At 68.0% G+C, this 26494-nt stretch carries 25 protein-coding genes and 1 riboswitch; of the genes, 6 read left to right on the top strand and 19 right to left on the bottom strand.

Annotation, left to right across the window (positions count from 1 at the left end):
• Positions 1–103 precede the first annotated feature (103 nt).
• Genes bluB through cbiE form a run of 5 tightly spaced genes read right to left on the bottom strand, consistent with a single transcriptional unit; the run spans position 104 to position 4437 of the window.
• Positions 104–715, bottom strand: a complete 612-nt coding sequence (gene bluB, locus AB4Z10_RS23405) for a 5,6-dimethylbenzimidazole synthase (RefSeq protein ID WP_441472802.1) — start codon at positions 713–715, stop codon at positions 104–106.
• The gene (locus AB4Z10_RS23410) at positions 712–2040 is read right to left on the bottom strand and encodes a cobyrinate a,c-diamide synthase (RefSeq protein WP_441472803.1); all 1329 of its coding nucleotides are present in this window, start codon (positions 2038–2040) and stop codon (positions 712–714) included. Before AB4Z10_RS23410 ends, bluB begins: the two co-directional genes overlap by 4 nt.
• A complete protein-coding gene (gene cobM / locus AB4Z10_RS23415; protein ID WP_441472804.1) occupies positions 2037–2801 on the bottom strand; it encodes a precorrin-4 C(11)-methyltransferase in 765 nt (254 codons plus the stop codon). Before cobM ends, AB4Z10_RS23410 begins: the two co-directional genes overlap by 4 nt.
• Positions 2798–3190 carry a cobalamin biosynthesis protein gene (locus tag AB4Z10_RS23420; protein WP_441472805.1) on the bottom strand — a complete coding sequence of 131 codons (393 nt, stop codon included), beginning with the start codon at positions 3188–3190 and terminating at the stop codon, positions 2798–2800. Before AB4Z10_RS23420 ends, cobM begins: the two co-directional genes overlap by 4 nt.
• The gene (gene cbiE, locus AB4Z10_RS23425) at positions 3187–4437 is read right to left on the bottom strand and encodes a precorrin-6y C5,15-methyltransferase (decarboxylating) subunit CbiE (RefSeq protein ID WP_441472806.1); all 1251 of its coding nucleotides are present in this window, start codon (positions 4435–4437) and stop codon (positions 3187–3189) included. Before cbiE ends, AB4Z10_RS23420 begins: the two co-directional genes overlap by 4 nt.
• On the opposite strand from cbiE, the gene AB4Z10_RS23430 reads away from it, so the two are divergent.
• Complete coding sequence (locus AB4Z10_RS23430; RefSeq protein ID WP_441472807.1) at positions 4436–5200, top strand: cobalt-precorrin-6A reductase; 765 nt, start codon at positions 4436–4438, stop codon at positions 5198–5200. The genes cbiE and AB4Z10_RS23430 overlap by 2 nt on opposite strands.
• On the opposite strand, the gene cobJ is transcribed toward AB4Z10_RS23430, so the two are convergent.
• Genes cobJ through AB4Z10_RS23475 form a run of 9 tightly spaced genes read right to left on the bottom strand, consistent with a single transcriptional unit; the run spans position 5143 to position 14645 of the window.
• Positions 5143–5934, bottom strand: coding sequence for a precorrin-3B C(17)-methyltransferase (gene cobJ, locus AB4Z10_RS23435; RefSeq protein ID WP_441472808.1), 792 nt, complete (start codon positions 5932–5934; stop codon positions 5143–5145). The genes AB4Z10_RS23430 and cobJ overlap by 58 nt on opposite strands.
• Entirely contained in the window at positions 5931–6701 is a 771-nt protein-coding gene (locus AB4Z10_RS23440) for a precorrin-2 C(20)-methyltransferase (RefSeq protein WP_441472809.1), read from the bottom strand. The genes cobJ and AB4Z10_RS23440 overlap by 4 nt, the downstream gene beginning before the upstream one ends.
• Positions 6676–7308 carry a precorrin-8X methylmutase gene (locus tag AB4Z10_RS23445; RefSeq protein WP_441472810.1) on the bottom strand — a complete coding sequence of 211 codons (633 nt, stop codon included), beginning with the start codon at positions 7306–7308 and terminating at the stop codon, positions 6676–6678. Before AB4Z10_RS23445 ends, AB4Z10_RS23440 begins: the two co-directional genes overlap by 26 nt.
• A complete protein-coding gene (locus tag AB4Z10_RS23450) occupies positions 7305–8675 on the bottom strand; it encodes a hypothetical protein (protein ID WP_441472811.1) in 1371 nt (456 codons plus the stop codon). The genes AB4Z10_RS23445 and AB4Z10_RS23450 overlap by 4 nt, the downstream gene beginning before the upstream one ends.
• Positions 8672–12214: a cobaltochelatase subunit CobN gene (gene cobN, locus AB4Z10_RS23455; RefSeq protein ID WP_441472812.1), complete on the bottom strand. Its 3543-nt coding sequence runs from the start codon at positions 12212–12214 to the stop codon at positions 8672–8674. The genes AB4Z10_RS23450 and cobN overlap by 4 nt, the downstream gene beginning before the upstream one ends.
• A gap of 9 nt (positions 12215–12223) precedes the next feature.
• Positions 12224–13279 carry a cobalamin biosynthesis protein CobW gene (gene cobW / locus AB4Z10_RS23460; protein WP_441472813.1) on the bottom strand — a complete coding sequence of 352 codons (1056 nt, stop codon included), beginning with the start codon at positions 13277–13279 and terminating at the stop codon, positions 12224–12226.
• 4 nt (positions 13280–13283) lie between these two features.
• Positions 13284–13673 (bottom strand): DUF1636 family protein, encoded by a 390-nt coding sequence (locus AB4Z10_RS23465; protein WP_441472814.1) that lies wholly within the window; start codon positions 13671–13673, stop codon positions 13284–13286.
• A 39-nt stretch (positions 13674–13712) separates the two neighbouring features.
• The gene (locus AB4Z10_RS23470; RefSeq protein WP_441472815.1) at positions 13713–14456 is read right to left on the bottom strand and encodes a CbtA family protein; all 744 of its coding nucleotides are present in this window, start codon (positions 14454–14456) and stop codon (positions 13713–13715) included.
• A 12-nt stretch (positions 14457–14468) separates the two neighbouring features.
• Positions 14469–14645, bottom strand: a complete 177-nt coding sequence (locus AB4Z10_RS23475) for a CbtB domain-containing protein (RefSeq protein ID WP_441472816.1) — start codon at positions 14643–14645, stop codon at positions 14469–14471.
• Positions 14646–14681: 36 nt separating this feature from the next.
• A riboswitch (cobalamin riboswitch) is annotated at positions 14682–14881 on the bottom strand.
• A gap of 112 nt (positions 14882–14993) precedes the next feature.
• Between AB4Z10_RS23475 and cobU the strand changes: the two genes are divergently transcribed.
• Both cobU and cobO read left to right on the top strand, forming a co-directional pair.
• The gene (cobU, locus tag AB4Z10_RS23480; RefSeq protein WP_441472817.1) at positions 14994–15512 is read left to right on the top strand and encodes a bifunctional adenosylcobinamide kinase/adenosylcobinamide-phosphate guanylyltransferase; all 519 of its coding nucleotides are present in this window, start codon (positions 14994–14996) and stop codon (positions 15510–15512) included.
• 13 nt (positions 15513–15525) lie between these two features.
• The gene (gene cobO / locus AB4Z10_RS23485; RefSeq protein ID WP_441472818.1) at positions 15526–16134 is read left to right on the top strand and encodes a cob(I)yrinic acid a,c-diamide adenosyltransferase; all 609 of its coding nucleotides are present in this window, start codon (positions 15526–15528) and stop codon (positions 16132–16134) included.
• A gap of 142 nt (positions 16135–16276) precedes the next feature.
• On the opposite strand, the gene AB4Z10_RS23490 is transcribed toward cobO, so the two are convergent.
• From AB4Z10_RS23490 to AB4Z10_RS23510, 5 genes are all read right to left on the bottom strand, one after another.
• On the bottom strand, positions 16277–17449 hold the full coding sequence (locus AB4Z10_RS23490) for an aminodeoxychorismate synthase component I (RefSeq protein WP_441472819.1): 1173 nt from the start codon (positions 17447–17449) through the stop codon (positions 16277–16279).
• A 345-nt stretch (positions 17450–17794) separates the two neighbouring features.
• Positions 17795–18820: a Gfo/Idh/MocA family oxidoreductase gene (locus AB4Z10_RS23495; RefSeq protein WP_441472838.1), complete on the bottom strand. Its 1026-nt coding sequence runs from the start codon at positions 18818–18820 to the stop codon at positions 17795–17797.
• 9 nt (positions 18821–18829) lie between these two features.
• Positions 18830–19723, bottom strand: coding sequence for a sulfurtransferase (locus AB4Z10_RS23500; protein WP_441472820.1), 894 nt, complete (start codon positions 19721–19723; stop codon positions 18830–18832).
• The gene (locus AB4Z10_RS23505; RefSeq protein ID WP_441472821.1) at positions 19716–20624 is read right to left on the bottom strand and encodes an ABC transporter permease; all 909 of its coding nucleotides are present in this window, start codon (positions 20622–20624) and stop codon (positions 19716–19718) included. The genes AB4Z10_RS23500 and AB4Z10_RS23505 overlap by 8 nt, the downstream gene beginning before the upstream one ends.
• Positions 20624–21598, bottom strand: coding sequence for an ABC transporter permease (locus tag AB4Z10_RS23510; RefSeq protein WP_441472822.1), 975 nt, complete (start codon positions 21596–21598; stop codon positions 20624–20626). The genes AB4Z10_RS23505 and AB4Z10_RS23510 overlap by 1 nt, the downstream gene beginning before the upstream one ends.
• Before the next feature lie 406 nt (positions 21599–22004).
• On the opposite strand from AB4Z10_RS23510, the gene AB4Z10_RS23515 reads away from it, so the two are divergent.
• The 3 genes from AB4Z10_RS23515 (at position 22005) to AB4Z10_RS23525 (ending at position 26491) form a co-directional block, all read left to right on the top strand.
• Positions 22005–23354 (top strand): LLM class flavin-dependent oxidoreductase, encoded by a 1350-nt coding sequence (locus AB4Z10_RS23515; RefSeq protein WP_441472823.1) that lies wholly within the window; start codon positions 22005–22007, stop codon positions 23352–23354.
• Between the two features lie 38 nt (positions 23355–23392).
• Positions 23393–25051, top strand: coding sequence for an ABC transporter substrate-binding protein (locus AB4Z10_RS23520; protein WP_441472824.1), 1659 nt, complete (start codon positions 23393–23395; stop codon positions 25049–25051).
• Between the two features lie 78 nt (positions 25052–25129).
• The gene (locus tag AB4Z10_RS23525) at positions 25130–26491 is read left to right on the top strand and encodes an LLM class flavin-dependent oxidoreductase (RefSeq protein WP_441472825.1); all 1362 of its coding nucleotides are present in this window, start codon (positions 25130–25132) and stop codon (positions 26489–26491) included.
• Positions 26492–26494: the final 3 nt, after the last annotated feature.

Here is a 26494-nt window from a genome sequence, read left to right on the forward strand (position 1 = left end):
GGCCGGCTTTTTTCTTTCTGCTGTAGTATGGCGGCCATGGCCTTGCGCGGCGACATCGTGCGGCTGCGGCAGGGCGGCGTCTGACGGGGGAGTGCCTGAGCCCTCAGCCCTGTTCCCAGCCGGCCCTGACCAGATCCGGCACGTCGCAATCCTGTTCCGGCCAGCCCACGCAGAGATAGGCGATCAGCTTCCAGTCAGGTGATGCGCCGAGAGCCGCCGTGATCTCGGCGGGCTCGAGGATCGAGACCCAGCCGACGCCGAGACCATGAACGCGCGCCGCCAGCCAGAACTGCGTGATGGCCGCGACGACCGAGTAGTCGAGCATCTCCGGCATGGTCCGTCGGCCGAGGCCATGGCCGCGCTCGGTGCCGTGGTCGCAGAACACGGCGAGCTGCACCGGAGCCTCGCGCAGGCCTTCGAGCTTGAGGCGCGCATAGAGCGCGGCGCGCTCGCCCTCATAGGACGCCAGCGCCGCGACATTGCAGCGGCTGAAGCTGGCCTGCGCGGCTTCGCGCTGAGCCGGCTCCTCGACGGCGAGCCAGCGCCAGGGTTGCGAATGCCCGACGGAGGGCGAGAGCTGCGTCTGGGCGATGAGACGTGCGATGAGATCGGCCGGGACGGGATCGCGCCGGAACCGCCGGACATCGCGCCGCCAGCGCAGCAGCTCCTCGAACTGCCGTGCGAAGGCCTCGTCGAAGACGGGGGGCTCGTTCACGCCAGGCCTGCGGTGGCGATGGCATGGAAGAAGGACCCCGTCACCAGCCCGCGCCGGCTCCCGGCCGGGGCAGGCGCCGAGCCATGCGGATCGGTCACCACCGCGAAGGGCGGGTCCTCTCCCTGCGCGACGATGCTGGCATAGTGGAACTCATGCCCGGTCAGCGCGGAACCCGCCGGCCCGAGCGGTCCGCCCGCCTCCAGGACGGCCCGGCGATAGCCGAGATTCATCTTGCGCCTGGCGAAGGAGGTATCGACCGAGAGCAGCCCGGCCATGGCATGAGCGACGCCGTCGGCATCGGTCAGGCTGCGCCCGAGAACCATGTAGCCCCCGCACTCGCCATGCACGGGCCGGGTCCCGGCGAAGCTGCGCAAGCCAGCGAGGAAGCGGCCGGCCGCCGCGATGGTGCCGGCATGGAGCTCGGGATAGCCTCCAGGCAGCCAGCAGGCGTCGCAATCCTGCGGCGGCGCCTCGTCCCTGAGTGGTGAGAACGGCACGAGTTCGGCGCCCGCCGCGCGCCACCCCGCTTCGACATGCGGATAGACGAAGGAGAAGGCGGCATCGCGCGCGATCGCGATCCGCCGTCCCGGTGCGGGCAGCGGTGGGGCATTGCCATCGGCTGCGGCCGTGAGAATGGCGTCGCCGGCCGCTGCGACAATCGCATCGAGCTCGACTGCAGCCGCTACGGCCTCGGCCAATGAATCGAGCCGCGCATGCAGGTCGGCGGTCTCGCCGGCCTGGACCAGCCCGAGATGGCGCTCCGGCAGGATCAGGCTTGCCTCGCGCGGCAGCGCTCCGAGGACGGGCAGGCCGATCCGCTCCATGCCCTGCCGCACCAGCCGCTCATGGCGGGCGCTCGCGACCTTGTTGAGGATGACGCCGGCGACGCGGATGCGCTGATCGTAGACCTTGCAGCCGAGCGCGACCGCCGCCGCCGACTGCGCCTGTCCGGAGACGTCGATGACGAGCACGACCGGCCACCCGGTGAGCGCCGCGATGTCGGCACTGGCGCCGGTATGGCCTGCCGGTCCCGGCACGGCGTCGAACAGCCCCATCGAGCCTTCGGCGATGACGATGTCGGCCGCCTGCATCGCCTCGCCCGCGATCTGCCCGAGCAGGCTGTCCGACATCGCGTAGCTGTCGAGATTGGCACTCGGCGCCCCCGTCGCGGCGGCATGGAAGGCGGGGTCGATATAATCGGGCCCGCATTTCAACCCGCGCACGGTCAGCCCGCGGCGTGTCAGCGCGCGCTGCAGCCCGAGCGTGATCGTGGTCTTGCCCGAGCCGGAGCGCGGCGCGGCGATGAGCAGCCCGCGCGCGCTCATAGCCCGCCCCGCGGCCGGAAGCGGCGGTCGTAGTCGATCGAATAGAGCGCACTTTCGCCGAAGTCATCGGCCGCCAGCGCGGGGCCGACCAGGATCAGCGCGGTGCGTTCGAGTTCGCTGGCGCGGACCTTGACAGCGATGTCGGCGAGCGCCCCTTGCAGCACCGTCTCGTCCGGCCATGTCGCGCGGAACACCACGGCGACGGGACAGTCTGCGCCATAGAACGGGGTCAGTTCCGCCACGACCTGTTCGATGACGTGGATCGAGAGATGGATGGCGAGCGTCGCGCCGGAGGCGGCGAATGTCGCGAGCTTTTCCTTCGGTGGCATGGCCGAGGCGCGGCCGGAAGTGCGCGTCAGTACCAGCGATTGGGCTACGCCTGGCAGGGTGAGCTCGCGCTTCAGCACCGCGGCGGCGGCGGCGAAGGCCGGCACGCCCGGCGTCACCGTGTAGGGAATGCCGAGCCGGTCGAGCCGGCGCATCTGCTCGCCGCAGGCGCTCCAGATCGAGAGATCGCCGGAATGCAGCCGCGCCACGTCCTGCCCGGCGAGATGCGCAGCCTCCATCTCGGCGATGATCGCGTCGAGAGCGAGCGGGGCGGTGTCGACGATGCGGGCGCCCGGAGGACACCAGTCGAGCATCACCTTGGGGATCAGCGATCCCGCGTAGAGGCAGACCGGGCAGGCGGCGATGAGGTCGCGCCCGCGCAGCGTGATGAGATCGGGCGCGCCGGGGCCGGCGCCGATGAAATGGATCGTCACGACACGCTCCTGGCCAGCGCGCAGGTGACGCGCGCGGTCGCGATGCGCGGCTGTACCAGCTGGCCGCCCGGGCCCGCCCCAGCCAGCGCCGCAGCCTCCGCCACCGAGCCGACGCCGTAGAGCGAGGCGATCCGGGTCGAGCGCGTCGCGCAGGCGGCCTCGAAGCCTTTCAGCGCCTCGTCGGGGATGGCGACGAGCTCGGCCGTGCGGTCGGCCGCGGCCGCGACCATGCCGGCTTCCGCGGCTCGGCTCGCGAGCGTGGCGAAGCGCGGTGTCGCGGTGCCGCTGAGCCCCGCGATCGCCAGCGCCTCGTCGAGGCAGGCGAGGATGTCGGCGGCCTCGGTGCCGGGCCGGATGCCGATGCCGGCGACGAGGCGGCCGGCGCTCAAGGCTTCTCGACCCGCCATTGCGTCACCGGCATCGCCGGGCGCCAGCCATGCTTGCCGCCGACGGGTGCGAGCCGGTCGATCGAGATGCGGCGCAGCGAGCCGCCATGTTCGGCGTGGAGCGCCGCGAGCTTCGCCTCGCCCTCGATGGTGACGACATTGGCGACGAGGCGACCGCCGGGCTTCAGAGCCGCCCAGGCGGCGTCGAACAGCCCCTCCTCGGTCAGCCCTCCGCCGATGAAGACGGCGTCCGGCGCCTCGCGCCCGACGAAGCCCTCGGGCGCTGCACCAGCGACAGTTACGTCGAGCCCGCCGAGTTCGAGCTTGTTGCGCGCGATCCGCTCGGCCCGGTCAGCCCGCGCCTCGAACGCGATCGCCCGGTTGCGGACATGGCGCTGGCACCATTCGACGGCGACCGAGCCGGAGCCGGCGCCGACGTCCCAGAGCAGCTCGCCGGCTCGTGGTGCCAGCGCCGAGAGGGTGATGGCGCGGATCTCCGATTTGGTGATCTGCCCGTCATGGGCGAACCACTCCTCGTCGAGCCCGGGCGTCAGCGGCAGGATGCGCGAGTCGTGCGTCGCGGCAACCTCGACCGCGATCAGGTTGAGCGGCACGACATCGTCGAGGGCGAAGGCGTCGGCGCGGGCCTCGCGGATGCGCTCCTGCGGCCCGCCGAGCGATTCCATCACGACGATGCGGCTCGCGCCGAGGCCGCGTGCGGTCATGAGTTCCGCAACGGCGCGCGGCGTGCTCTCATCCCAGGAGAGGGCAAGGATGCGGGCATCGGGCTGGAGATGCGGGACGATGCGGTAGAGCGTGCGGCCGTGCAGCGAAACCAGCGCGCATTCCTCCTGCGGCCAGCGCATCCGCGTGCAGGCCATCGAGAAGGACGAGAGCTGCGGGATGATCCGCATCTCCTCGGCGGGGATCGCGCGGCTCAGGCTGTTGCCGATGCCGTAATGGAACGGGTCGCTGGTCGCGAGCACGCAGACCTTGCGGCCGCGCTCCTTGAGGATCTGCGGCAGCGCGTTGCGGAAGGGCTGCGGCCAGGGCCTGAGCTCGCCCGGCACCGAGCCGACCAGCGCGATATGCCGCTCGCCGCCGAAGACGATCTCGGCCTCGTTCAGTGCCACCAGCGCGTCGCGGCAGAGGCCGGCGGAACCGTCTTCGCCGAGGCCGATCAGCGAGAGCCAGGGCGCGGGCGCCTCGCCGCTCGACAGAACATCCGATTCACGCAAAACTGTCGACATGACCGTCCTCATCCTTGGCGGAACGAGCGAAGCTGCAGCACTCGATCAGCTTCTTGCTGATCAGGCTCCCGATATCCGTGCCATTATCTCGCTGGCGGGCCGCACCGTCGATCCCCGCCCGACCAACCTGCCGGTGCGTGTCGGAGGCTTCGGCGGCATCGAGGGTTTGAGGCGCTATCTGGTCGATGAGGGCATCGTCGCCGTCGTCGACGCGACCCACCCCTTCGCCGCGGTGATGCCCTTCAACGCCGAGCATGCCTGCAAGGCGGAAGGCGTGCCGCTGCTCGCCATTCGCCGCGACTCCTGGAAGCCGCGCGACGGCGATCGCTGGAAATCCGTGCCGGACATCGATGCCGCCGTGCAGGCATTGGGCGATGAGCCGCGGCGCGTCTTCCTCACGGTCGGCCGGCTCGAACTGCCGGCTTTCGCTGATGCCCCGCAGCATCGCTATCTCGTGCGCGCCATCGAGCCGATCGGCGATCGGCTGCCGGTACCGCATGTCGACGTCATCCAGCAGCGCGGCCCCTTTGACACCGACGACGAGGAGGACCTGATGCGGCGCGAGGGCGTCGAGGTCCTGGTCAGCAAGAACTCGGGCGGATCGGCGACGATCGGCAAGCTCGTGGCGGCGCGCCGGCTCTCCCTGCCGGTGATCATGGTGGAGCGGCCGCCCAAGCCCGATGTCGAGACCGTCGATCATATCGATCAGGTCCTGCCCTGGCTGGTGACACAGGGGCTCTTCGTCACCGAACGCGGCGTATAGACGTAAGGTGCCGCGCCCGCGCGTGCGATCAGCCGCGTGCTGGAAGCTCCGATCATCACCAACGTCGCCATGTCGGCCGTGCCTGCGGCCGCGACGGCCTCGGCCAGCGTCAGCACGCGCAAATTCTCGTCCGGGCGCCCGACGGCGCGGGCGAAGACCACGGGCGTTGCCGCGTCGCGCTGCGTTGCCGTCAGTTCCAGCGCCGCTCCGAGCTGCCAGGGCCGCGCTTTCGAGATCGGGTTGTACAGGCAGATCACGAAATCGGCGGCGAGGGCCGCTTCGAGGCGGGTGGTCACGACATCCCACGGCTTGAGGTTGTCCGAGAGCGAGATCGCGCAGAAATCGCCGCCGAGCGGGGCGCCGGCCCGCGCCGCCGCCGCCAGCATCGCGGTGATGCCGGGTTCGACCGTGATCGGGATGACCAGCCACTCCGAAGGCCCGGCTTCCAGCGCCTCGAATACTGCCGCGGCCATGGCGAACACACCGGGATCACCGCCCGAGACGACTGCGACCTTGCGCCCCTCGGCCGCCAGCCTCAGCGCGTGCGCCGCTCGCTCGACCTCGACGCGGTTGTCTGACGCGTGCTTGGTCCGTCCTTCCCGCTCAACTATGCGGTCGACATAGGGGCCGTAGCCCACGAGGTCGCTCGCGGCATCGAGCGCGGCCTGAGCGGCGGGAGTGATCCACTCCGCCGTGCCGGGGCCGAGCCCGACGATGGTGAGCGAGCCCGTCACAGCCGCCGCCCCTCGCCGGGCACCAGCACCATCGCGAAATAGGGCGCCTCGTCATCGGTCTTGTCGGCGAGGCGCGCCACCACCTGCCGCGCCATCGTCGCCCGCTCGACATAGATCGCGCGGCCCTCAAGCCCGGCGGCCATCAGCGCGCGGCGCACCTTCGGCAGGTTGCGGCCGAGCTTCATGATCACGGCGGCGTCGGTATCGGCCAGCCGCCGTGCCAGCTCCGCCTCCGGCAGCGTGCCGGGCAGCACGGTCATGACGTCGTCGCCCCAGGTGATCGGCGCGCCGGCTTCCCCCCAGGCGCCGGTCATGCCGGTGACGCCGGGCACGATTTCGGTCGGGAAGCGCTGGGAGAGCCGCCGCCACAGATGCATGAAGGAGCCGTAGAAGAACGGGTCGCCGTCGCAGAGCACGGCGAGCGTCCGCCCGGCCTGCATCTCCGCCGCCAGACGTTCGGCAGCCTCCTCGTAGAAGGCCGCGATCGGCCCGTCATAGTCGGGCTCGCCGACATTGGCCTCGGTCGTGACGGGGAAGGCGAGCTCGATCTCGCGGGCCGGATCGGGCGCGATGATGGCGTCGGCGGTGCTGCGGGCATTGCCGCGCCGTCCGCGCTTGCAGAAATGCACCAGCCGGTCCGTCGACAGGATGATCTCGCGGGCGCGCACCGTCATCAGATCCGGTGCGCCCGGTCCGAGGCCGACGCCGTAGAGCAGGGTCTTGGCTGTCCCGCTCACCCGCTTATTCCTTGTCCTGCGCCAGCGCATTGACGGCGGCTGCCGCCATGGCTGAGCCGCCACGTCGCCCATGTACGACGACGCAGGGTACGCGCCCGTCCCGGGCCAGCGCTTCCTTCGATTCCGCCGCGCCGACGAAGCCGACGGGGATGCCGATCACCGCGGCAGGCTTCGGCGCGCCTGCATCGAGCATTTCGAGCAGCCGGAACAGCGAGGTCGGGGCGTTGCCGATGACGACGACGGAGCCTGCGAGCCTGGGCTTCCAGAGTTCCATCGCGGCGGCGGAACGCGTCGTGCCCATCTCGGTTGCGAGCGCTGGGACCTGCGGGTCGTCGAGCGTGCAGATGACCTCGTTGCCGGCCGGCAGGCGCGCGCGCGTCACGCCGTTGGCGACCATCTTGGCATCGCAGAGGATCGGTGCGCCGCTCTTGAGCGCAGCCTGCGCGGCGTCCGCGAAACCGGCGGACATCTCGACGTCATCAGGCAGGTCGGTCATGCCGCAAGCATGGATCATGCGCACCACGACGCGCTCGGCCGCGCCGCTGAAGCGGGCGAGATCGGCTTCCGCGCGGATGATCGCGAAGGAGCGCTCATAGATCGCCGCCCCGTCCTGAATATAATCGTATGCCTTGTTCAACCGCGCGGTCCTGTTGAACGCACGGCCTTGGCCAGCTGTGCGTGAATCTCCTGTCCGGGCTGCAATCGCGCCAGGAGCGTCGAAAGGTCAAGCGTCGCGACCGGCTTGTCCCGCGTCGTGCCGCCGAACACGGCGTCGTAGCGCCCCTCGCGCCCGACCAGGGTGAGGTCGGATTCCGCAGGGTGAGCGCAGGCTTTGACGCAGCCGGAAACGTGCAGCGTCACGCCCTGCGTGAGCAGATCGGCGGCAGCCCCGGCGAGCCTGGCCGCGTCCGCCATGGTCGGGGCCTCGGCGCGGGAGCAGGCGGGGCTGCCGGCACAGGCTTGCACGGAAAGGCGCGGATCGTCGTCGCGTGTGATCAGGCCGAGGCCGTTCGCCAGCGCCATCAGCTTGTCGGCCTCGGCACGGCGAAGATTGCGGAAGGCGAGCCCTCGCCATGGCGAGAGCCGGATGTCGGCTGCGCTTGCCTCGATACCGGCGCCGAGCTTGTCGAGGATGGCTGTGTCGCACCGGCCGAAGGGAAGGCCGATGAGCACCGCGAGCCGGCCCTCTCCCAGAGCGAACAGCCCGGCGCGCCGAGGAGCAGGGCGTGGCGCGGGGGCGGGTATTTCGGGCAGGAGGCTCAGCTCGGCCAACGCTTCGGGCGGCAGATCGCGCAGGCGGCGGATGCACTCGGGATCAGCGCTGCGCAGGATCGCGAAACCGCGCAGGACGGCTTCGACCGCTGCGGCGGCCTCCGCTTCGGGGATAGGGCCCCGCCAGAGATGATCCGCAAGACTCAAGGCGGCGCGCCCGGCGCCGATACCGACGAGCCGGATGTCGCCGGGGAAGCTGTCGAGTGCCTGCGGCCCGCCATCGTCGACGACGACGCTGAGCTTGGCCGGCAGGCCAGGGATGTTTCGCGCCCGCTCCTCGATGGCCGCGGACAACGCCACGGCGTCGAGCAAGCCCTTCCCGTCATTCTCGGGCGGCGCGCCGCGCCGACCCGAGAATATCGTCGAAGAGATGTTCGGGCCAGGCCCGAGCATGACGGCCTCGTTGAAGCCGGCGAGCGGCGAGATCAATGTCAGCCGTTGCGGCCCGTCGCCGGCATGTTCGTCGACGAGGCGCTCCGCCAGGAGGCGCTCGACCAGAGCTGGATGGCTTTCGGCCGTCACGCCGCGAATCTGCAGATTGCCACGGGCGGAGATTTCGATCAGCCCGTTGCCATGCCCGGCGGCCAGGGCCGCGATCCTCCGCAATTGCGCTGGAGTCAGCTTCGCGCCCGGTGGATGCAGGCGCACCAGCCAGCCATCGCCGGTCTCCATCGGCTTCAGCGTGCTCGGACACCAGCCGCGTCGCAGCGCTTCCTTGGTCGGCGCGCTCATTCCGCCGCCTCCCGCGCCAGGAAGGCGCCGACCGAATTGCGCCGGCTGCTCCAGAGCCCGCGCCGCGCGGCCTCCGCCAGCCGCGAGCGGATCGAGGCGGCAGCCGGCGCATTGGCACTTTCCAGCGCCGTCCAGACCTGCGGATCGGCGCAATAGGCCTGGAAGACCGCATCGAAGAGCCCGTCCGCGACGGCATCCGTGCTCGCCGCGAAGACGAAGAGCGTGTCGACCGCCTCGGCTAGCTCGGCCGCGCCGCGCCAGCCATGAGCGAGCTGGCCGGCGATCCAGCGCGGATGCGTCAGCCGGCCATGGACGATGCGGGCGATATCCTCCGCCAGCGTGCGGGCTTTCGGCGCTTCCGGGTTCGAGCTGTCGAGGCTGTACAGCGCGGGATCGGCGCCGAGCGCCTTCGCCGCCGCCGCGAGCCCGCCGATGACATCCGCGGCGCTGCTCGCTTCGAGGATGTCGCGCCCGGCGGTGTCGCTGACATGGATGAACGCGTCGGAAGCCTTGATGCGCCCGGCAAAGCCGGCATCGGCTGTGGCCGCGCCTTCCGGGCCGCCATAGGCATGGTCGGAGGCCGCGAGATAGCCGGCGCCGAGCTCTTCGCGGTGCGTCCAGTCGCCGTCGAGCGCGCGGTCGGCCATGGCCGCGCCATAGCGGCCGGGCGCGGCGCCGAAGATGCGGGCGCCATGCTCGCCGCGACGGCGGGCCGCGGCGGCCTCGTTCCAGTCATCCGGCTCGTCCAGCGCGGCCACCGCTCGGGCCGCTTGGTCGATCAAGGCGATCTGGCCGGGAAACGTGTCGCGGAAGGTGCCGGAGATGCGCACGGTAACGTCGAGCCGCGGATAGGTGAGCTTCGGCTGCGGGATGATCGTAAAGCCGGTGACACGCGTCGAGGCATCGTCCCAGAGGGGCTCGATGCCCATCAGCGCCAGCGCATGGGCGATATCCTCGCCGCCGGAGCGCAACGTCGGCGAGGCCCAGAGGTCCATCACGATCCGGCGGGGATAGTCGCCGTGATCCTGGAGATGGCGCGACACCACCGCCTGCGCCGCGAGCTTCCCGAGCCTGGCGGCAGCGCGCGTCGGGATCGCGCGGGGATCGAGCGTCGAGAGGTTGCGCCCGGTCGGCAATACGTCGGGCCGGCCGCGATGCGGCGAGCCTGCGGGGCCGGGCGGGACGAACCGGCCGTCGAGGGCGCGCAGGAGATTTTCGCGTTCGTTGCTGGCTGAGGCTGGATCAGCATCGGACTGTCCGAAGACATGCAGCCCGTCGCGGAAGGGCAGTTCGGCGATGTCGCAGAGATGGGCGTCGAGCCGCGTCAGCGCCTCGTTCATCTCGGTATCGGCAGCGACGCCGCAGGCGGCGGCGAGCCCGCTCGCCTCGGCGCGCGAGCGGATTTCGGCGGCGACGATGTCGGCGCGGCGCGGATCGAGCACCTGCGCCTGCGAGAACTCCTCGACGAGGTCGCGCAGCAAAGCAGTCTCGCCGGCGGCATCCGCTTCGGCCAAGGGAGGCGGCAGATGGCCGAGCGTCACCGCCGAGAGCCGCCGCTTGGCCGGGGCGGCCTCGCCGGGATCGTCGACGACGTAGGGGTAGATCACCGGCAGCCCGCCGACGGCAAGGCGCGGCCAGCAGCCGGCCGAGAGCGCCACCGCCTTGCCCGGCAGCCATTCCATGGTGCCGTGCGTGCCCAGATGGATCAGCGCGTCGATGGCCTCCGTCTCACGCAGCGCGAGGTAGAAGGCGAGATAGCCATGGCCCGGCGGGGCATCGGGGTCGTGATAAACAGCCTTGCGGTCGGGCGTCGCATCGCGTGGAGGCTGCAGGGCCACAGTGAGGCGGCCATAACGCACGGTGCGGAAGTGGAAGGCGCCCTCGCGGCAGGTGGGATCGGCTTCGGGCTCACCATGAGCGGCGAGAAGCGCCCCGCAGGCTGCGGCGGGAATGGTGGCGAGCCAGTTGCGATAGGCCGCGAGCGGCATGGAGAGATTGGTTGGCCCGGCAGTAAGTGCGGCCATGAGGCCTGCGCCTTCGCCTCCCCACTGGCCGTCATCCCGGACAAGCCGCGTCAGCGGCACGGATCCGGGATCCATGCCTGAACCTTCATCGGAGACGCTCAGGTATGGATCCCGGGTCTCCCTCCGGTCGCCCGGGATGACCGGGGAGGGGAGATCGACGGGGTATCCCACCCCCGCAAGCAGTTCCCGGATCGCCAGCACGCTCGCCGGCGTGTCGAGCCCGACGGCGAAGCCGGCCCGGCCGCCGCGCGCGGGGTAGTCCGACATAACCAGCGCCAGCTTTCGCTCGGCCGCGGGTTTCCGGGCCAGCGCGATCCACCCCTCCGTCAAATCGGCAAGCGCAGAGATGCCGTCGCGGTCGGGCACGAGCCGGCGGATGCTGAGCCCGGTCGCCTGGTCGCTCGCTTCCGCCTTGAAGGCCACCGGGATGGCGCCGATGCGTCCGTCGAATTCCGGCAGTGCCACCTGCATGGCGAGATCAGCAGCCGAAAGGCCGCGCGGCGAAGCCTCCCAGGCCTCGCGGGGGCTGCCGACGGGCATGGCCTGCAGAATCGGGCAATCGGCGGCGTCGAGCACGAAATCCGCGCTGTCGCGTGCCGAGAAGGCGGTGGTGGTGAGGATCAGCGCGGGTCTGCACGTCGCGATCAGCGCCGCGAGTTCCGCCGTGGCGGCCGGGTCCTTCAGGCTGGTCAACGCGAGTGGCAGCGCCGCGAGGCCACGTGAGGTCAGGGCGGCCGTCAGTGCCTCGCCCATGGCCGTATCGCCCGCCGCGACGCTGGAGCGATAGAGCAGGATCGGGACCAGCGGGATGTTTGCCGGCAGGGCGGCGAGTGCGTCCCGCCAAGGCAGAGGCATACCGCCTCCGCCCAGTGCGAAGAATGGCGGCAACGGAAGCGGAGCGCGATCGGCAGCGTCGCGCGACCCCTCCAGATAGTCGTCGATCCGCCTCAGCAGCCGCCGCATGTTCTCCGTGCCGCCGCCGGCCTGGAAATAGGCCAGCAGCTCGGCGGCGAACCCGGGTGGCACGGTAGCATGCTCGCCCAATCTTGGATCGTCGCGCTCGTCACCGGGCAGGATCGCGAGCGGAATGCCGCGCGCACGGCAGGCGACGCCGAGCTGCTCGATGCCATAGCGCCAGTAGTCAAGCCCGCCGAGGCAGCGCACCAGCACGAAGCGGCATTGCGCCGCCGTCTTCTCGATCAGGAAATCGACCGAGAGCGGGTGTTTCAGCCGCCGGAGCGGAGCGAGGCGGACAGTGAGGCTCTGCCCGTCATGCTCGCCCTTGCGGCGAGCATCCACGTCTTGGACATGATCTTCGAGCAGCGAAGACGTGGATGGTCGGGGCAAGCCCGACCATGACGACAACGGCTCCACATAAGTACGTGCCGCCACCGCCAGCGCCGAAAGGTCGCTGTCGGTGAAGGACAGGACGAGCACATCTCCCGGCGGCAGGGCGAGATCGACAGCGTCCTCGCCGTCGTCGAGCCTGATCTCGCTGGTCGGGAGCAGGTGCATCGGTTGATGTTACGCCCCCGCGAGGGCCGCTTCCACGGCCTTCAGATCGAAGCCCTTGAGGCCGATCACTGTGAGGCGCCCCTCGCGCGGCTCAGCTGCCGCCCACGGCCGGTCGAAATGATGGCCGACGCGCCGGCCGACGCCCTGCACGACGAGCCGCATCGGCTTGCCCGGCACTGCGGTGAAGCCCTTGAGGCGCAGCACGCCCTCGGCCTCGGCCGCCTTGGCGACGCGCGCCGTGAGCTCCTCCGGCGAAAGGCCCTCGGGCAGCGGCACGGCGACCGAGTCGAAATCGTCATGGTCGTGATCGTGCTCGCCTTCCCCGTGATGCGACGGGCGAGCGGCGAGGTCGCTCTCGGCGGCGGCGCCGAGGCCGACGATCAGCGCGGGCTCGACCTTGCCATGGGCGGTCTCGACGATCTTGATCGCCTTGGGCAGATGCTCGGCGATCTCGGCCTTGACGCGGGCGCGGCCGGCCTCGTCGACGAGGTCGCTCTTGTTGAGCAGGATGAGGTCGGCGCAGAGGATCTGGTCCTCGAACACCTCTTCCAGCGGATTGTCGTGCTCGACCGATGCATCCGCCGCCTTCTGCGCCGCGAGCGCCTCCGGATCATCGGCGAACTGGCCCTCGGCCACCGCCGGGCCGTCGACCACGGCGATGACGCCGTCGACCGTGACACGGGCGCGGATCGCTGGCCAGTTGAAGGCCTGGACCAGCGGCTTGGGCAGGGCGAGGCCGGAGGTCTCGATCAGGATGTGCTCGGGCGGGTTCGGCCGGTTCAGTAGCTTCTCCAGCGCCGGCACGAAATCGTCGGCGACGGTGCAGCAGATGCAGCCATTCGGCAGCTCGACCACGTCCTCGTCGCTGCAGCCGGCGATGCCGCAGCCTTTCAGGAATTCGCCGTCGAAGCCGAGGTCGCCGAACTCGTTGACGAGCACGGCGAGCTTCTTGCCCTCAGCGTTCTCGAGGAGATGGCGCACCAGCGTCGTCTTCCCGGCGCCGAGGAAGCCGGTGATGATCGTGCAGGGAACCTTGCCCAGATTCGTATTCTGCGGAGCGTTCATGATGTCATCCTTGCTGGCGCGCCGGCAAAGGCGGCACGCGCGCGACCACGCCCTTGCGGAAGGACTGCGGCCGCTCTTTCCAGGGAACGATGCCGTTGGCGCTGGCGGCATAGGCCTCCGCCGCGCCGACGATCTCGTCGAGATGGGTTTGCGTGTCGAGGTCGCCGATCAGATAGGTCCATTTGCCGTCGGCGCAGAGCGCGATGGTGCAGGGCCGCTTGCAGACGGCGAGGCATTCTACCGGCAGCACGGGGATCGTGCTGCCCTTGGCGATGAGGCGCTCGGCGAGCGCCTCGGCGAGCGCCAGCCCCGGCTGGTCGTAACCCTCCGGGAGATCGGCGCGCGCGCGTCTGCAGGCTGTGCAGACATGGATGGTGAGGTCGCCCTCGGACATGGCTTGCCTTTCGCGCGGAGCCCGCAGGCTCCGCTGCCTTCAGCGCGCCAGGGCAGCGCGCCGGCTGGCCCAGGGCCAGAGCACGCCGACCATGAAGGCGGTCGCGAGCCAGAGTGCGGCCTGGATTCCGAGGGAGAGGGCCGCGAAATGAGCCGCGACCTCGGCCGGCACCTTGCTCTCCGGCGAGGCCGGATGCGGGGCGCCGACGACATGCGGCAGCAGGATCACGACGGCGGCCAGGAGCTTGAGCCAGGGTTGCTCGAAGCGCAGGAACAGGAAGAGGCCGAGCGCCGTCGCGATAGCGGTCGTGAGCCACCAGAACTGCCTCTGTTCCAGCGCTGCGGACGCCGCGCCCGGCAATTCCGGAGCGAGCCCCATCGCCGGTGCGAGACCGAGCGCGAGGAAGCCGCAGGCTCCCCAGACCAGGGCGCTGCGCTGGTCGATCGTGTCTCCGGCCGCGATCATGCCCGCGAGCAGCAGCGCCGCGAAGCCGATGGCCGTCGCGATCGTCACTGCGCTGGTGAAGAGCGTGCGCTGGAGGCCGTCCTGCGGCTTCCACTCGGCATGCTCGTGGCCGGGCGCATCGCCGGCGGGGCCGTGCGCGAGGATGATCCTGGCTTCGCCGTCGGAAGCGGCGAGCGTCGGCGCCTGCAGGCGCAGCGCCGCCTCATAGGTCTCGGCCTTGAGGATCAGCGGGGTGGTGGTGACATGCTGGAGGGCGGCGACGATCAGCCCAGCCAGAAGCCCGGCCAGAATGCTGACCGTGAGAACACGCGTAACCATGGTTGCTTTCCCTCAGTGGCAGGGAAAGGCGAGGCCGTGACGGGTGTCGTGCGCGGCGTTGTGGACGTCGGTCGAGGCCGCGAAGCCGGTCGTGTAGATCAGCGCGACGCCGATCACGAGCGCGGCGGCGACCGCCTTGACGCGTTCCGAGACGCTGAGCTGGGTAGTGGAAACCGAAGCAGTGTTCATAGGGCTCTCCGTGGCCGCCCCGCCGGCAGCCGGTTGGATCTTTGCGGGTCGACGGCAGGTCTCCTGGCTCGCGGATTTGGCGCCCTGTGCCGCCTTCCCGGAGTGAACGCTCCAGTGGCCGATGGCGAAGGACATCCGCTTACAGTTGCGGGGGCAGCCGCGGCATTGGGCAGAGCAAGCCCGCACCGCGTTCCCTTTTCACCTCCTCGCGGAGGCACCGTCAGCGACGATCATTAGCCTTCGCCGTGCCGCTGTGCAATGCAGAGGCTCTACTCCTTGCGAACCTTCATCTCGGAGAGCCGTTTAGCGGCGTTTCGCGCGATGGGGCTCGTGAACATGGCGAATGTTATGCCCACGGAAATGCGTCATCTCACCCTCGTCCTGGGCGGCGCCCGCTCGGGCAAGAGCCGCTATGCCGAAGGGCTGGTCGAACAGCTGCCCGCGCCCTGGGCCTATATCGCCACTGCTCAGGCCTATGACGACGAGATGCGGGAGCGGATCGCCACCCACCGCGCGCGCAGGCCGTCCGGCTGGGATACGGTCGATGCTCCGCTCGACCTTCCCGAGGCGATCGCCGCGATGCCCGCCGGTCGGCCGGTTCTCGTCGATTGCCTGACGCTCTGGCTGACCAACCTCATCCTGGCCGAGCGCGACACCGTCGCTGCCACGACGGCTCTTATCTCCACCTGCGAGCGGGTTTTTGGCCCGCTCGTGCTGGTCGGCAACGAGGTCGGCCTCGGCATCGTGCCGGATAATGCGCTCGCCCGCCGTTTCCGCGACGAGGCCGGGCGATTGCATCAGGCGCTTGCCGCGCGCGCCGGCCGCGTGGTCTTCATGGTCGCCGGATTGCCGATGCAAGTAAAATGACACGAGCGAAGTGATGACCGATACGGACGAAGCCGCGCGCCACAAGGCGAAGATGGAGAAGCGCAAGGCGGTGCAGGACGCCGAGGTCGCCTCCAAGACGGTCGAGAAGGGGCTGCTCATCGTCAACACCGGCCCCGGCAAGGGTAAGTCGACGGCGGCCTTCGGGCTGATCCTGCGCGCACTCGGCCATGGCTGGCGCATCGGCGTGGTGCAGTTCATCAAGGGCGCCTGGTCGACCGGCGAGCGCCGGGCGTTGGAAGCCTTCGGCGATCAGGTCAGCTGGCACAGCATGGGCGAGGGCTTCACCTGGGAGACGCAGGACAAGGTCCGCGACATTGCCGCCGCCGAACGCGCCTTCGCCAAGGCTGGGGAGCTGATGGCCGATCCTGAGATCCGGCTGCTCGTGCTCGACGAGCTCAACATCGCCCTGCGCTACGACTACTTGCCGCTCGCCGAGGTGGTGGGGGCGCTCAAGGCCCGCCGGCCCGATCTCCACGTCGTCGTCACCGGCCGCAACGCCAAGTCGGAGCTGATCGAGGCTGCGGACCTCGTCACCGAGATGGCACTGGTGAAGCACCATTTCGCCGCCGGCGTGAAGGCACAGGAAGGCATCGAGTTCTAGCCTAGGTAATGGACCGAAAGGATCCCGGTGCACGCGGCTGGTCCTGTCCGGTTTTGTGGGCGGGCTGCCATGCAAGGCTTAGGACCTCGAAAGCCTAGCTTGCAACGGCACGGGGGCGCGCAGCCGCAGCCCGTCCTCGGTGCTAGTGCTGGTCAGATGCCCGCTGCAGCGACGAGGTGCTGCCATCATCGAGGAACGCCGCCTTCAGCAGGCACTCCGCGTACTCACTTTGGGCTTCGGAATCGAAAACCAGCCCTGAGCCCGTGTTGTAGGTCGCTGTGCCCGAGGCGCTCAGCGTCAGCGTCCGGATCGCGACGCTGAGCCGCGCCTCTCCCTGCGGCGAGAACATGCCGATACTGCCGCAGTAGACGCCTCGCGGATGCTCTTCGAGCTCATGGATCACCTGCATTGCCCGGATCTTGGGCGCACCCGTCACCGAACCGCAGGGGAAGAGAGCGCGGAGCAAATCCGGAAATCGGATATCCTGCCGGAGCTGCGCTTCGATTCCGGACGTCATCTGAAACAGGGTGGGGTAGCGCTCGATGGTGAAAAGGTCCGTCACTCCAACCGACCCGACTTCGGAGATCCTGCTTAGATCGTTCCGCAGCAGATCGACGATCATCAGGTTCTCGGCCCGGTTCTTCTCGCTCGATTGCAGTTCGCTCGCTGCGCGCAGATCATCAGCCGGTGAGGCCTGCCGCGGCGCGGTTCCTTTCATGGGGCGGGCGCGTATCGACGAGCCCCGGGCTTCGAAGAAGAGCTCGGGCGACAAGGACACAATGGTGTCCCCACCGAGCGCGACGAGCGCTCCGTAAGGCGCAGGCTGACGAGAGCGCAGCCCCGCAAACAGCGCAACCGGATCACCGGACCACGTCCCGAGCATGGGAAATGTCAGGTTCACTTGATAGACGTCCCCTGACCGGATGTAGGCGATCACGCTCCTGAAGCGGGCTTCGTAGTCGTCGAGCGTCCATACCGGTGACAAATGTCGGAGGCTCCCGGCGCCGCGCATCGCGCCCCAGTCAAAGCGATCAGGCTCGTCAAAGACTCCGAAATGGAGGAGCGGCCCCTTCAGCTCGGGCGCCAGCGCGGCGAGCCGTGGCTCGAAGATATAACCCAGTTCGTATGCGGCATATCCCGCCAGATGGTACCCGGCGTTCTGGGCGTCGAGCATGGCCGCCAGCACGGCCGGGACGTCAGCGAATGTCCGCGCTTCGAGAACGCGGTGGCATCGCGTGAACGAGAGGGTGTCGCCCGATCGCCCGTCCTCGATCAGGACGAGCGGAGCATCGAAATTCCGATCAGGGGCGCTCAATCCAGCCTCTCGCAATCGGGCAATTGCGCACCTTCGCCTGCCCGCATCCAGCTTCCAACATCGAAATCTGCTACCCCGGAGAGACGGGTGCGGGAATAGCCAATGCCATATCCGCCGGGGCCAGGATCGAGAAGCCGTGCCGGCCCAGCGCATCGCTATCGACCGAACGGCTCAGGCGATCGCGGCTGTCGTCGCCCTGGTCGAAGGTGAAGACGCGTGGCTTCAGCGCGGGGTTCTGCTGTTCGTCGACATGGACGGAGTCGCAGATGACAGTCTGGTCGCCGCCCTGGCAGGTACGGGCGGCGCCATCACCGGCATAGTTCCAGATGCGCTACCGCCGGAAGGTCAGCCCAGTATCTCGGTGACTGTCACGTTTCGCCGCTCTGCAAGAGAGCGGGTTGCCGCTTCCGCGAGGACGAGCGAGCGGAAGCCGTCCTCGATGCCCGGAACCGCGGATCTCTCACCAAGCGCGAATTCGACGAAGGCCGCGATCGAGGCCGCGTAGCTCGGCGCCATCCGGAGCATCGGGTCCTTCGGCAGTCCCTCGGTCAGCACCTTGTCATCGAATATCCGCATCACGTTGCCTTCAGTGATGCGCGACGACTCCAGCAGTCCGCCCGTTCCGAACACCTCGATGCGGTCGTCGTAGCCGTAGACGGCACGGCGGGCATTATCGATCAGGCACAGCGCGCCGCTTTCCATCCGCAGGGTCACGAGCGCCGTATCGACGTCACCGAACTCGGCAAAGACCGGATCGGCGATCACCGAACCCAGCGCCGAGACTTCGATCGCCTCCTCGCCGGTCAACCATCGCGCGAGGTCGAAGAAATGCACCATCTTGTCGTAGAAGAGGTTGCCCGAGAGCTTCAGATAGCTTGCCGGCGGAATCGCGTTCGGACCTCTCGACGTCATCTGCACGGTCTGGACACGACCAATCGCTCCGGCCGCGACATCGGCGGCGACACTGGCGTGGTTGCGGTCGAAGCGGCGGTTGAAGCCCAGCATCACCCGTGAGTTCTGGCCGGACAGATCGCGGTGAAGGGAATGAGCCTCGGACAGGCTGCTCGCGAGCGGCTTCTCGCAATAGACTGCCTTCTGCGTCTGCGCGGCATGGCGCAGCACGACCGGATGCGTCTCCGTCGACGACGCGATGACAACTGCGTCGATGTCGTCCGCTTCGACGATGTCACGCCAATCCCGAGCGATCCGTGCGCCGTGCTCGTCCGCGATCCGCTGGGCCCGATCCGCCAGCGGATCGAAAACCGCGACGATTGTTGCCTGGCGGACCGAGGCAAGATGCTTCGCATGGACCGAGCCGATCCTGCCCGCTCCGATGAGGCCGATCCTGAGCATATTCCGTTCCTGTAAGATTGAGGGGCGTCAGCCGATTTCCATTGGCAGATCGTTCTCGCCCGCCCACTCCGAGAGCGAGGCGTCGTAGAGGCGCACGTCGCGGCGGCCGATGAGCGCGAGAGCGAAGGCGTCGGCGCTGGCGGCGATACCGTGGCCGCAATAGAGGATCACGGACCTGTCGGCCGGGAGCTGCGAAAAGCGCTCGCGCAGCGCCTGTTCTTCGAGAAGGCGACGCGGCTGGGATGTGAACAGGGAGGCTGCGGGAATGTTGACGCTCCGCGCGATCCGCCCCGGTCGGCCATAACTGTTGCCGTCAATGCCGGCAAATTGACTCGGCAGCCGAGCGTTGACGAGAGATGCGCCGTGGTCGTCATGAATCGCGCTGAGCACGTCATCCCGGGTGGCCACGAGTTCGGGACGATGCGCCGCCCGGAAGTCACCGCCGGTACGCGGGCGCGCAGGGCCGCTCTCGACCGGACGACCAGCCTGCAGCCAGCCATCCCAGCCACCGTCGAGCACATGCGCGCCGTCGAAGCCGAAGACGCGCAGCATCCACCACACCCGCGTCGCCCACCAGGGATCGCCGGTGCTGTAGAGCACGACGCGGCTGTCCTGCCTCAGGCCGAACCGCCGCATCGCCGCCTGGAACGCGTCCCGCGCGGGCAGCATGAACCGCCAGCGGCTCGCCGAGTCCGAGATATCGGCCTGGACGTCGATGAATTGCGCACCCGGGATATGGGCCGCCTCGAAGCGCGCGCGTTCGGGGACGCTCCGATAGATCGTCTTCTCATCGGGCACGATGCTCGTCGTGCAGTCGAAGACGAGCAGGGAGGCGTCGCCGAGCCGTCCGGCCAGCCATTCGCCATCGACGAGTGGCGAGAGCGAGCCTTGTTCCCGGGTACTGGTCCAAGTCTCAATCATGCGACAGCCGCGGATCGAGCGCCTCGCTGAGGCCGTCGCCGATCAGGTTGAGCGAAAGCACGGTCAGCACGATGCAGAGCCCGGGCAGAGCCGAGACATACCAGGCGGAGCGGAGATACTGCCGCCCCTCGCCGATCATCGATCCCCAGCTCACCGCATTCGGGTCCCCCAGGCCCATGAAGGACAAGGCGCTCTCCGACAGGATAGCGGACGCAACCATGATCGAGGCAGTCAGGATGATCGGCGAAAGCGCGTTCGGGAGGATGTGGCGCAGGATGATCCATGTGTCGCGGACGCCCACCGCCTTGGCCGCGATCACATATTCCCGGGCCTTGATGGACCGGAACTCGGCGCGCACGAGCCGTGCGATCGTCGTCCAGCTCACCAGGCCGATCGCCACGATGATCGTCGCGACCGACGGGCCGATGATCGAGATCATCACGACGAGCAGGATGAAATTGGGGATCGTCTGAAAGATCTCGGTCAGCCGCGTGAGCAGGCTGTCGATCCAGCCTCCGAAATATCCCGAAAGAGCCCCGACGAGCACACCGACGCCGGTGCCGATCACCGTCGCGGAAAATCCGACCAGCAGCGAGACGCGCGCGCCGTACAGCAGGCCGGCCAGCATATCCCGCCCCATCGAGTCCGTCCCAAGCGGGAAATCCCGGTGCTGGCCGGGCCATTGAAGCGGCCGCCCAACTGGCGCGAGGGGATCGCCGGGGGCAAGCAAACCGGCGAAGACAGCCAGGAGCAGCGAGGCAGACAGAATGGCGAGGCCGGCGACGCAGAGCGGATTGGCCGTCAGCACCCAGAAAACCGAGCGCCTGCGCTCGCTGGCGAGCACGGCCAGCCCATCGGACGATGCGGTTCCACCCGGCGACGTGGTTTCGACTAACGCCATCAGCCGATCTCCACACGCGGATCGAGCCAGGCTTGCGTCACGTCGGCCAGGACGTTGGCGAAGGTCACGAGAACCGAGGACAGCACGAGGATGCCCAGCATCACGTTGAAGTCCCGCGCCATGACGGATTCGAAGGCGAGGCGGCCCAGGCCGGGCCATGCATAGATCGTCTCGACCACGACGGCTCCGCCGAGGATTCCACCGAAGTGAACGCCTGCGACGGTCGTCACCGGCAGCAGYGCGTTCCGCAGGGCATGGGTGAACAGGACGGTCCGCTGCGGAACGCCCTTGGCCTGTGCTGTGCGCAGATAGTCCTGTCTCGCCACATCGAGCATCGAGGCCCGCATGAGCCGGGCGTAGATCGCGACATAGAACAGCGACAGCGAGAGGCACGGCATCATCATGTACTTCACGCGGTCGAGGGCGAGGCTCACGCCGGAGAGGCCGGAGGCGATGGTTCGATCCCCCCCGGACGGGAGCCAGCCCAGCTTCACCGAGAACAGCACGATCATCATCAGGCCGATCCAGAAGCTCGGCACGGAGTAGAAGAAGATCGAGATCACCGACAGGACACGATCAGGCCAGCTGCCGCGGCGGGCAGCCATTGCCGAACCCAGCACGACGCCGAGACCGACAGCGATGGCGAGCGAGACTCCCATGAGCGCGAGGGTGCCGGGCAGGCGTTCGAGAATGAGTTCCGAAACGGGAACCCCGAAGCGCGGCGATGTGCCGAGGCTGAACTGCGCGAGATTGCCGAGATAGACCAGGAATTGCGCGAGGAGCGGGAGATCCAGGCCGAATTGCCGTCTCCAGAGCGCCACGCCCTCCTCGGTCGCGGCACCGCTCTCCGCAGTCAGCACGTCCACGAGATCGCCGGGAACCAATTTCAGCAGGAAGAATGACAGGACGACGATCCCCAGCATCGTCGGGGCCGCCCTGATCAGTGCGCGTCCGAAAACGCCGGCTACTCTCATCTCAGATTCCTGTTCGGAATAAAGGACGCGGCTTGCTCCAGCGGCCCGCCTATGGCTTAGCGCCAAAAGAGCATCGGCGAACTAGAATTCTTTTCCTTTCTTTTATCCATCGAGAGGATTCACGTCTGTTGTTCGGAAACTCGCGGCGCTTTCGTCCTGTCTGATGCGGCGAGCGCGGTCGAGCGCCTGTCATAAGTCAGTCACGGTCGAATTTTTATTATCATTTATATGTCAATGACATAATCAGCTCTCACGGTTGCCTGATTTTGGATTTGCCGCGCCGCGTTGCGGCTATCGCAGCTGGTGACAATCCGAGTTCGCGGGAAACTCCGCACGGCAGCCGGTCATTGTCCGCGGCTAATTATATATCTATGAGGTAGATTATATATTTTTCCAGAGACTTGGTATGCCACCCCGCCCATCGCTTGCCCTTAACGTCCATTTCATCCACTCCGGCACCTACAGTTCGGCCTGGCGGACGCCAGAGGCGAAGCCGACGGATTTCTACGACATCGATTTCTATATCAGGGGTGCCCGGACCGCGGAGCGGGGAACCTTCGACTCGTTTTTTTTGGCAGATGTCCCTGCGCTGATCGATCGACCGCAATACCGGCCGAGCTACGCGCTGGAGCCAACGATCGCGCTCGCCGCGATCGCCGCTGCAACCCAGCATATCGGGCTGATCGCCACGCTCTCGACATCCTATAACGAGCCCTACAACGTCGCTCGGCGCATCGCATCGCTCGATCACATCAGCAGAGGCCGCGCCGGCTGGAACATCGTCACGACGTCGAAAGCCGAGGCCTCATCGAATTTCGGCCTGTCCGAGGTCGCCGCGCATGCCGACCGCTACGACAAGGCGCGCGAGTTCACGCAGATCGTCGCCGCGCTGTGGGACAGCTGGGAGCCGGGTGCTCTGGTGGGCGACAAGGAAACGGCGCGCTTCGTCGACCTGTCGCGCGTCCATCCGATCGACCACAAGGGCAAGCATTTCTCGGTGCGCGGCCCCCTCAACCTGCCGCGATCACCGCAGGGCTGGCCCCTCCTCGTCCAGGCAGGCGGCTCGCCGGACGGAATCGACCTCGCGGCCCGCTTCGCCGATGTCGTCTATTCCGTCTCGCATACGCTTGAGGATGCTGCCGTCTATGCGCGCAAGGTTCGGGAGCGGCTGCTTCATTACGGACGTCAGCCCGACGATGTCGTCATCTGCCCCGGTCTGGTGACGATCATCGGCAGCACCGAGGAGGAGGCACGCCGGCGCGAGCGCGATCTCTGGGAGCTGGTTCCGCTCGAATACGGACTTGGTCGGGTCGCCGATCAGCTCGGGATCGACCCCTCGAAACTCGATCTCGACGCACCGCTGCCGGACGGGTTGAAGCTGCCGGTCAACGGCAACCAGACCTTCTTCAACGTCGCCACGCAGACCGCGCAGCGCGGCCGCCTCACCGTGCGCGACCTGATCCGCGTGCAGGGCGGCGGCACGCTGAGCCCCATCGCGATCGGGACCCCCGAGCAGATCGCAGGCCGCATGGAGGAATGGTTTCGTGCGGGCGTCATCGGCGGCTTCAACATCATGCCGGACGTGTTGCCATCGGGCCTCGAGGACTTCGTCGACACCGTGGTGCCGCTCCTGCGCGACAAGGGCATCTTCCGGCGCGAATACGGCGAGGGAACGGTGCGCGAGCGGCTGGGGCTTTCCCATTCGGCCCACCGTGCGATCGACCCCGTCGCGCCCATCGCCGCGAGCGTCGGCTGACCCCATTCCACCGACATTTCATGACGGAGATCGACACCATGTCGAACAATGATGCTTCTTCTTTTGCCGGCGGTCGCGACAAGGGCGCCCCTTCACGTCGCGCGGTCGTCGCCGGGCTGGGAACTCTCGGCGTCATGGGCGTGCTGCTGCCCGAAATCGCGCTCGCCCAGGGCAAGGCCGAACTTCCCGAGAAGGAGCGCTTCGGCGGGACCGTCACCTTCAGCTATGGTCGAAACGACCCGACAATGCTGTCCAACATCGACCGCAGCGGGACCGAGGCCATCACGAACAAGATCTTCGAGGGGCTGATCGGCTTCGATTTCGACCTCAAGCCGATCCCTGCCCTGGCCAAATCCTGGGAGATCTCACCGGACGGCCTGCGCTATACGTTCAAGCTCCATGAGACTGTGAAGTGGCATGACGGCAAGCCCTTCAGTTCCTCCGACGTCGCCTATTCAATCAAGACGCTCAAGGAGCTGCATCCGCGCCGTCGCGCCACCTTCGCCAACATCAGCGAGATCGAGACGCCCGACGACCTGACGGTCACGCTCGTCCTGTCGAAGCCGGCTCCGTATCTGCTCGGCGCGCTCGACGCGACCTCCGCGCCGATCTTCGCCCGCCATCTCTACGAGGGTAAGGACTTCGTCACCAACCCGGCCAATCAGAAACCGGTCGGCACCGGTCCCTTCGTGTTCAAGGAGTGGGTGAAGGGCAGCCACGTCCTGCTGGAGCGCAATCCGGACTACCGTCAAAAAGGCCGGCCTTATGTCGACCGGATCGTTGCCCGCATCATTCCGGACCCGGCGGCGCGCGTCGCCGGTTTCGAGACGGGAGAAATCGATGTCGGCAACGGCAACCCCGTCCCGGCGGCGGATATCGAGCGCCTGAAGGCCATTCCGACGCTGGAATTCGAAGACCGGGGCTACGCACGCGCAGCGCAGCAGAGCCAGATCTTCTTCAATCTGGACAACCCGATCCTCCAGAACCGGCAGGTGCGGTTGGCGATCGCGCATGCACTCGACCCGGTTGCGATCCGCGAGGTCGCCTGGAACGGACAAGCCCGTCTCTCGCCGGCCGCGATCGTGCCCGGCGGCGAATTCAACAATCCGAAGATCGCGTTCTACAAGTACGATCCGGCGCTGGCGCGCAAACTGCTGGACGAGGCCGGCTTCCCCGAGAAGCAGGGAGGCCGCTTCCCGATCCGCATCCTCTGGGCGCCCTGGCTCGACACGCTGAAGCGCGTCGCCGACCAGGTACGCGGCCAGTTGCGCGCCGTCGGCATCGCTGCGGAAGTGCAGACCTACGACTACGCGACCTTCGCCAACAAGGTCTACACGGACCGGGCCTTCGACATCGACGTCGAGGCGTTGCAGAACGGCTACGACCCGCTCGACGGCGTGCACCGCATCTACTGGTCGAAGGCGTTCAAGATCGGCCTGCAGTTCTCGAACCCCTCCCACTACGCGAATCCAGAGGTCGACGCGCTGCTGGAGGCTGCGGCCGGCGAGAACGATTTCGAGAAGCGCCGGCAGCACTATCTCAGGTTCCAGGAGATCGTTCATCACGATCTTCCGGCCGTGAATCTTACGGAGGCGATTACCTACACGGTCGCGAACCGCCGGCTGAAGAACCACACCATCGACGCGGCCGGGGCGACCTACAGCTTCTCGGAAGCCTACCTGCAAAAAGCAGGTTGATGCTCCCGGGCGACGGCCGCCTCACGGCGGCCGTCGCGTCAACATCGATCGACATCATTCCCCTCAGGACGTGTTTCCATGACAGCCTCCGGATCGCAGATGCATCTCGGTGCCTTTCTTCTGGCGACGGGACATCATCAGGCCGGATGGCGCGATCCGGGGGCAGCCGCCGATGCGGGCGCCAACCTGGCCCACTATGTCCAGCTCGCGCGCCTTTGCGAGGAGGCGAGGCTCGACATGGTCTTCCTCGAGGATGTGCTGAGCGTTCGCGATGCCGATCCGACGATCGTCAGCCGGATGGCTCGCGCGACGATCTTCGAGCCGCTGACCCTGCTCTCGGCGCTCGCCATGGCGACGAGCCGGATCGGCCTCGTCGGCACTGCCTCGACGAGCTATCACCACCCGTTCCACGTCGCGCGCCTCTTCGCCTCGCTCGACCTCATCAGCGGCGGCCGGGCGGCCTGGAACCAGGTCACCAGCATCACCGATCTGGAAGCCCGGAACTTCGACCGCGACAAGCATCTCGCCCATGCGGACCGCTACGCCCGCGCCCGCGAATTCGCCCATGTCGTCCGCGGTCTCTGGAACAGCTGGGAACCGGATTCCTTTACCCGGGACAAGGAGAGCGGCTGGTTCATCGACGCCGAGAAGATGCATGTGCTCGACCACAAGGGCGCGCATTTCCAGGTGCGTGGCCCGCTGAACGTGGTCCCGTCCCCACAAGGGCATCCGGTGCTGGTGCAGGCCGGCTCTTCCGATGCCGGACGGGAACTTGCTGCGGAGAGCGCGGAAGTCGTCTTCACGGCCCAGACGACGCTCGCGGACGCACAGGAATTCTACGGAGACCTGAAAGACCGCATGGCCAAATACGGCCGGGCGCGCGATGCCCTCAAGATATTGCCAGGGCTGTCGCCAGTCGTCGCGGCGACGCGGCAGGAGGCACAGGACAAGTTCGATCGCCTGCAAAACCTCGTCATTCCCGAGGTGGGCCTGCGCATCCTCGCCGAAAAGCTCGATATCGACGATCTCGCCGACTATCCGCTCGATGGACCAATCCCCGAGCTGTCGCAAACGGAACGGGCGATCGGCCGGCAGAACCTGCTGCGGGATCTGGCGCGCCGCGAAAACCTCACCATCCGCCAGCTCTATCTGCGTATCGCCGGGGCCCGCGGTCATCTGCAACTGGTGGGCACCGCTCAGGATATCGCCGACGTCATGGAGGAGTGGTTCTCGAAAGGCGGGTCGGACGGCTTCAACATCATGCCGCCGGTGCTGCCGACCAGCCTCGAGGATTTCGTCTCGCTCGTGGTGCCGGAGTTGCAGCGCCGCGGCCTGTTCCGCACCGAGTATTCAGGGACGACACTCCGGGATCACCTCGCGCTGGCCAAGCCGATCCATCCAGCCAAACTGGGTGCCGTGGCGCGCGCGAGCCGCAACTGACCG

Origin of the sequence: Allobosea sp. RAF48 (assembly GCF_052114025.1) — a bacterium.
Lineage (GTDB): Bacteria > Pseudomonadota > Alphaproteobacteria > Rhizobiales > Beijerinckiaceae > Allobosea.

Coding starts and splice junctions, on each gene's coding strand:
- AB4Z10_RS23450 (WP_441472811.1), bottom strand. CDS start 8,675: ATGAGCGCGCCGACCAAGGAAGCGCTGCGACGCGGCTGGTGTCCGAGC.
- AB4Z10_RS23410 (WP_441472803.1), bottom strand. CDS start 2,040: ATGAGCGCGCGCGGGCTGCTCATCGCCGCGCCGCGCTCCGGCTCGGGC.
- AB4Z10_RS23475 (WP_441472816.1), bottom strand. CDS start 14,645: ATGAACACTGCTTCGGTTTCCACTACCCAGCTCAGCGTCTCGGAACGC.
- AB4Z10_RS23440 (WP_441472809.1), bottom strand. CDS start 6,701: ATGCGCTGGCGCAGGACAAGGAATAAGCGGGTGAGCGGGACAGCCAAG.
- cobN (WP_441472812.1), bottom strand. CDS start 12,214: ATGCACCTGCTCCCGACCAGCGAGATCAGGCTCGACGACGGCGAGGAC.
- AB4Z10_RS23500 (WP_441472820.1), bottom strand. CDS start 19,723: ATGATTGAGACTTGGACCAGTACCCGGGAACAAGGCTCGCTCTCGCCA.
- AB4Z10_RS23470 (WP_441472815.1), bottom strand. CDS start 14,456: ATGGTTACGCGTGTTCTCACGGTCAGCATTCTGGCCGGGCTTCTGGCT.
- cobW (WP_441472813.1), bottom strand. CDS start 13,279: ATGAACGCTCCGCAGAATACGAATCTGGGCAAGGTTCCCTGCACGATC.
- cbiE (WP_441472806.1), bottom strand. CDS start 4,437: ATGTCGACAGTTTTGCGTGAATCGGATGTTCTGTCGAGCGGCGAGGCG.
- cobO (WP_441472818.1), top strand. CDS start 15,526: ATGACCGATACGGACGAAGCCGCGCGCCACAAGGCGAAGATGGAGAAG.
- AB4Z10_RS23515 (WP_441472823.1), top strand. CDS start 22,005: ATGCCACCCCGCCCATCGCTTGCCCTTAACGTCCATTTCATCCACTCC.
- AB4Z10_RS23525 (WP_441472825.1), top strand. CDS start 25,130: ATGACAGCCTCCGGATCGCAGATGCATCTCGGTGCCTTTCTTCTGGCG.
- AB4Z10_RS23505 (WP_441472821.1), bottom strand. CDS start 20,624: ATGGCGTTAGTCGAAACCACGTCGCCGGGTGGAACCGCATCGTCCGAT.
- AB4Z10_RS23430 (WP_441472807.1), top strand. CDS start 4,436: ATGACCGTCCTCATCCTTGGCGGAACGAGCGAAGCTGCAGCACTCGAT.
- AB4Z10_RS23465 (WP_441472814.1), bottom strand. CDS start 13,673: ATGTCCGAGGGCGACCTCACCATCCATGTCTGCACAGCCTGCAGACGC.
- cobU (WP_441472817.1), top strand. CDS start 14,994: ATGCCCACGGAAATGCGTCATCTCACCCTCGTCCTGGGCGGCGCCCGC.
- AB4Z10_RS23520 (WP_441472824.1), top strand. CDS start 23,393: ATGTCGAACAATGATGCTTCTTCTTTTGCCGGCGGTCGCGACAAGGGC.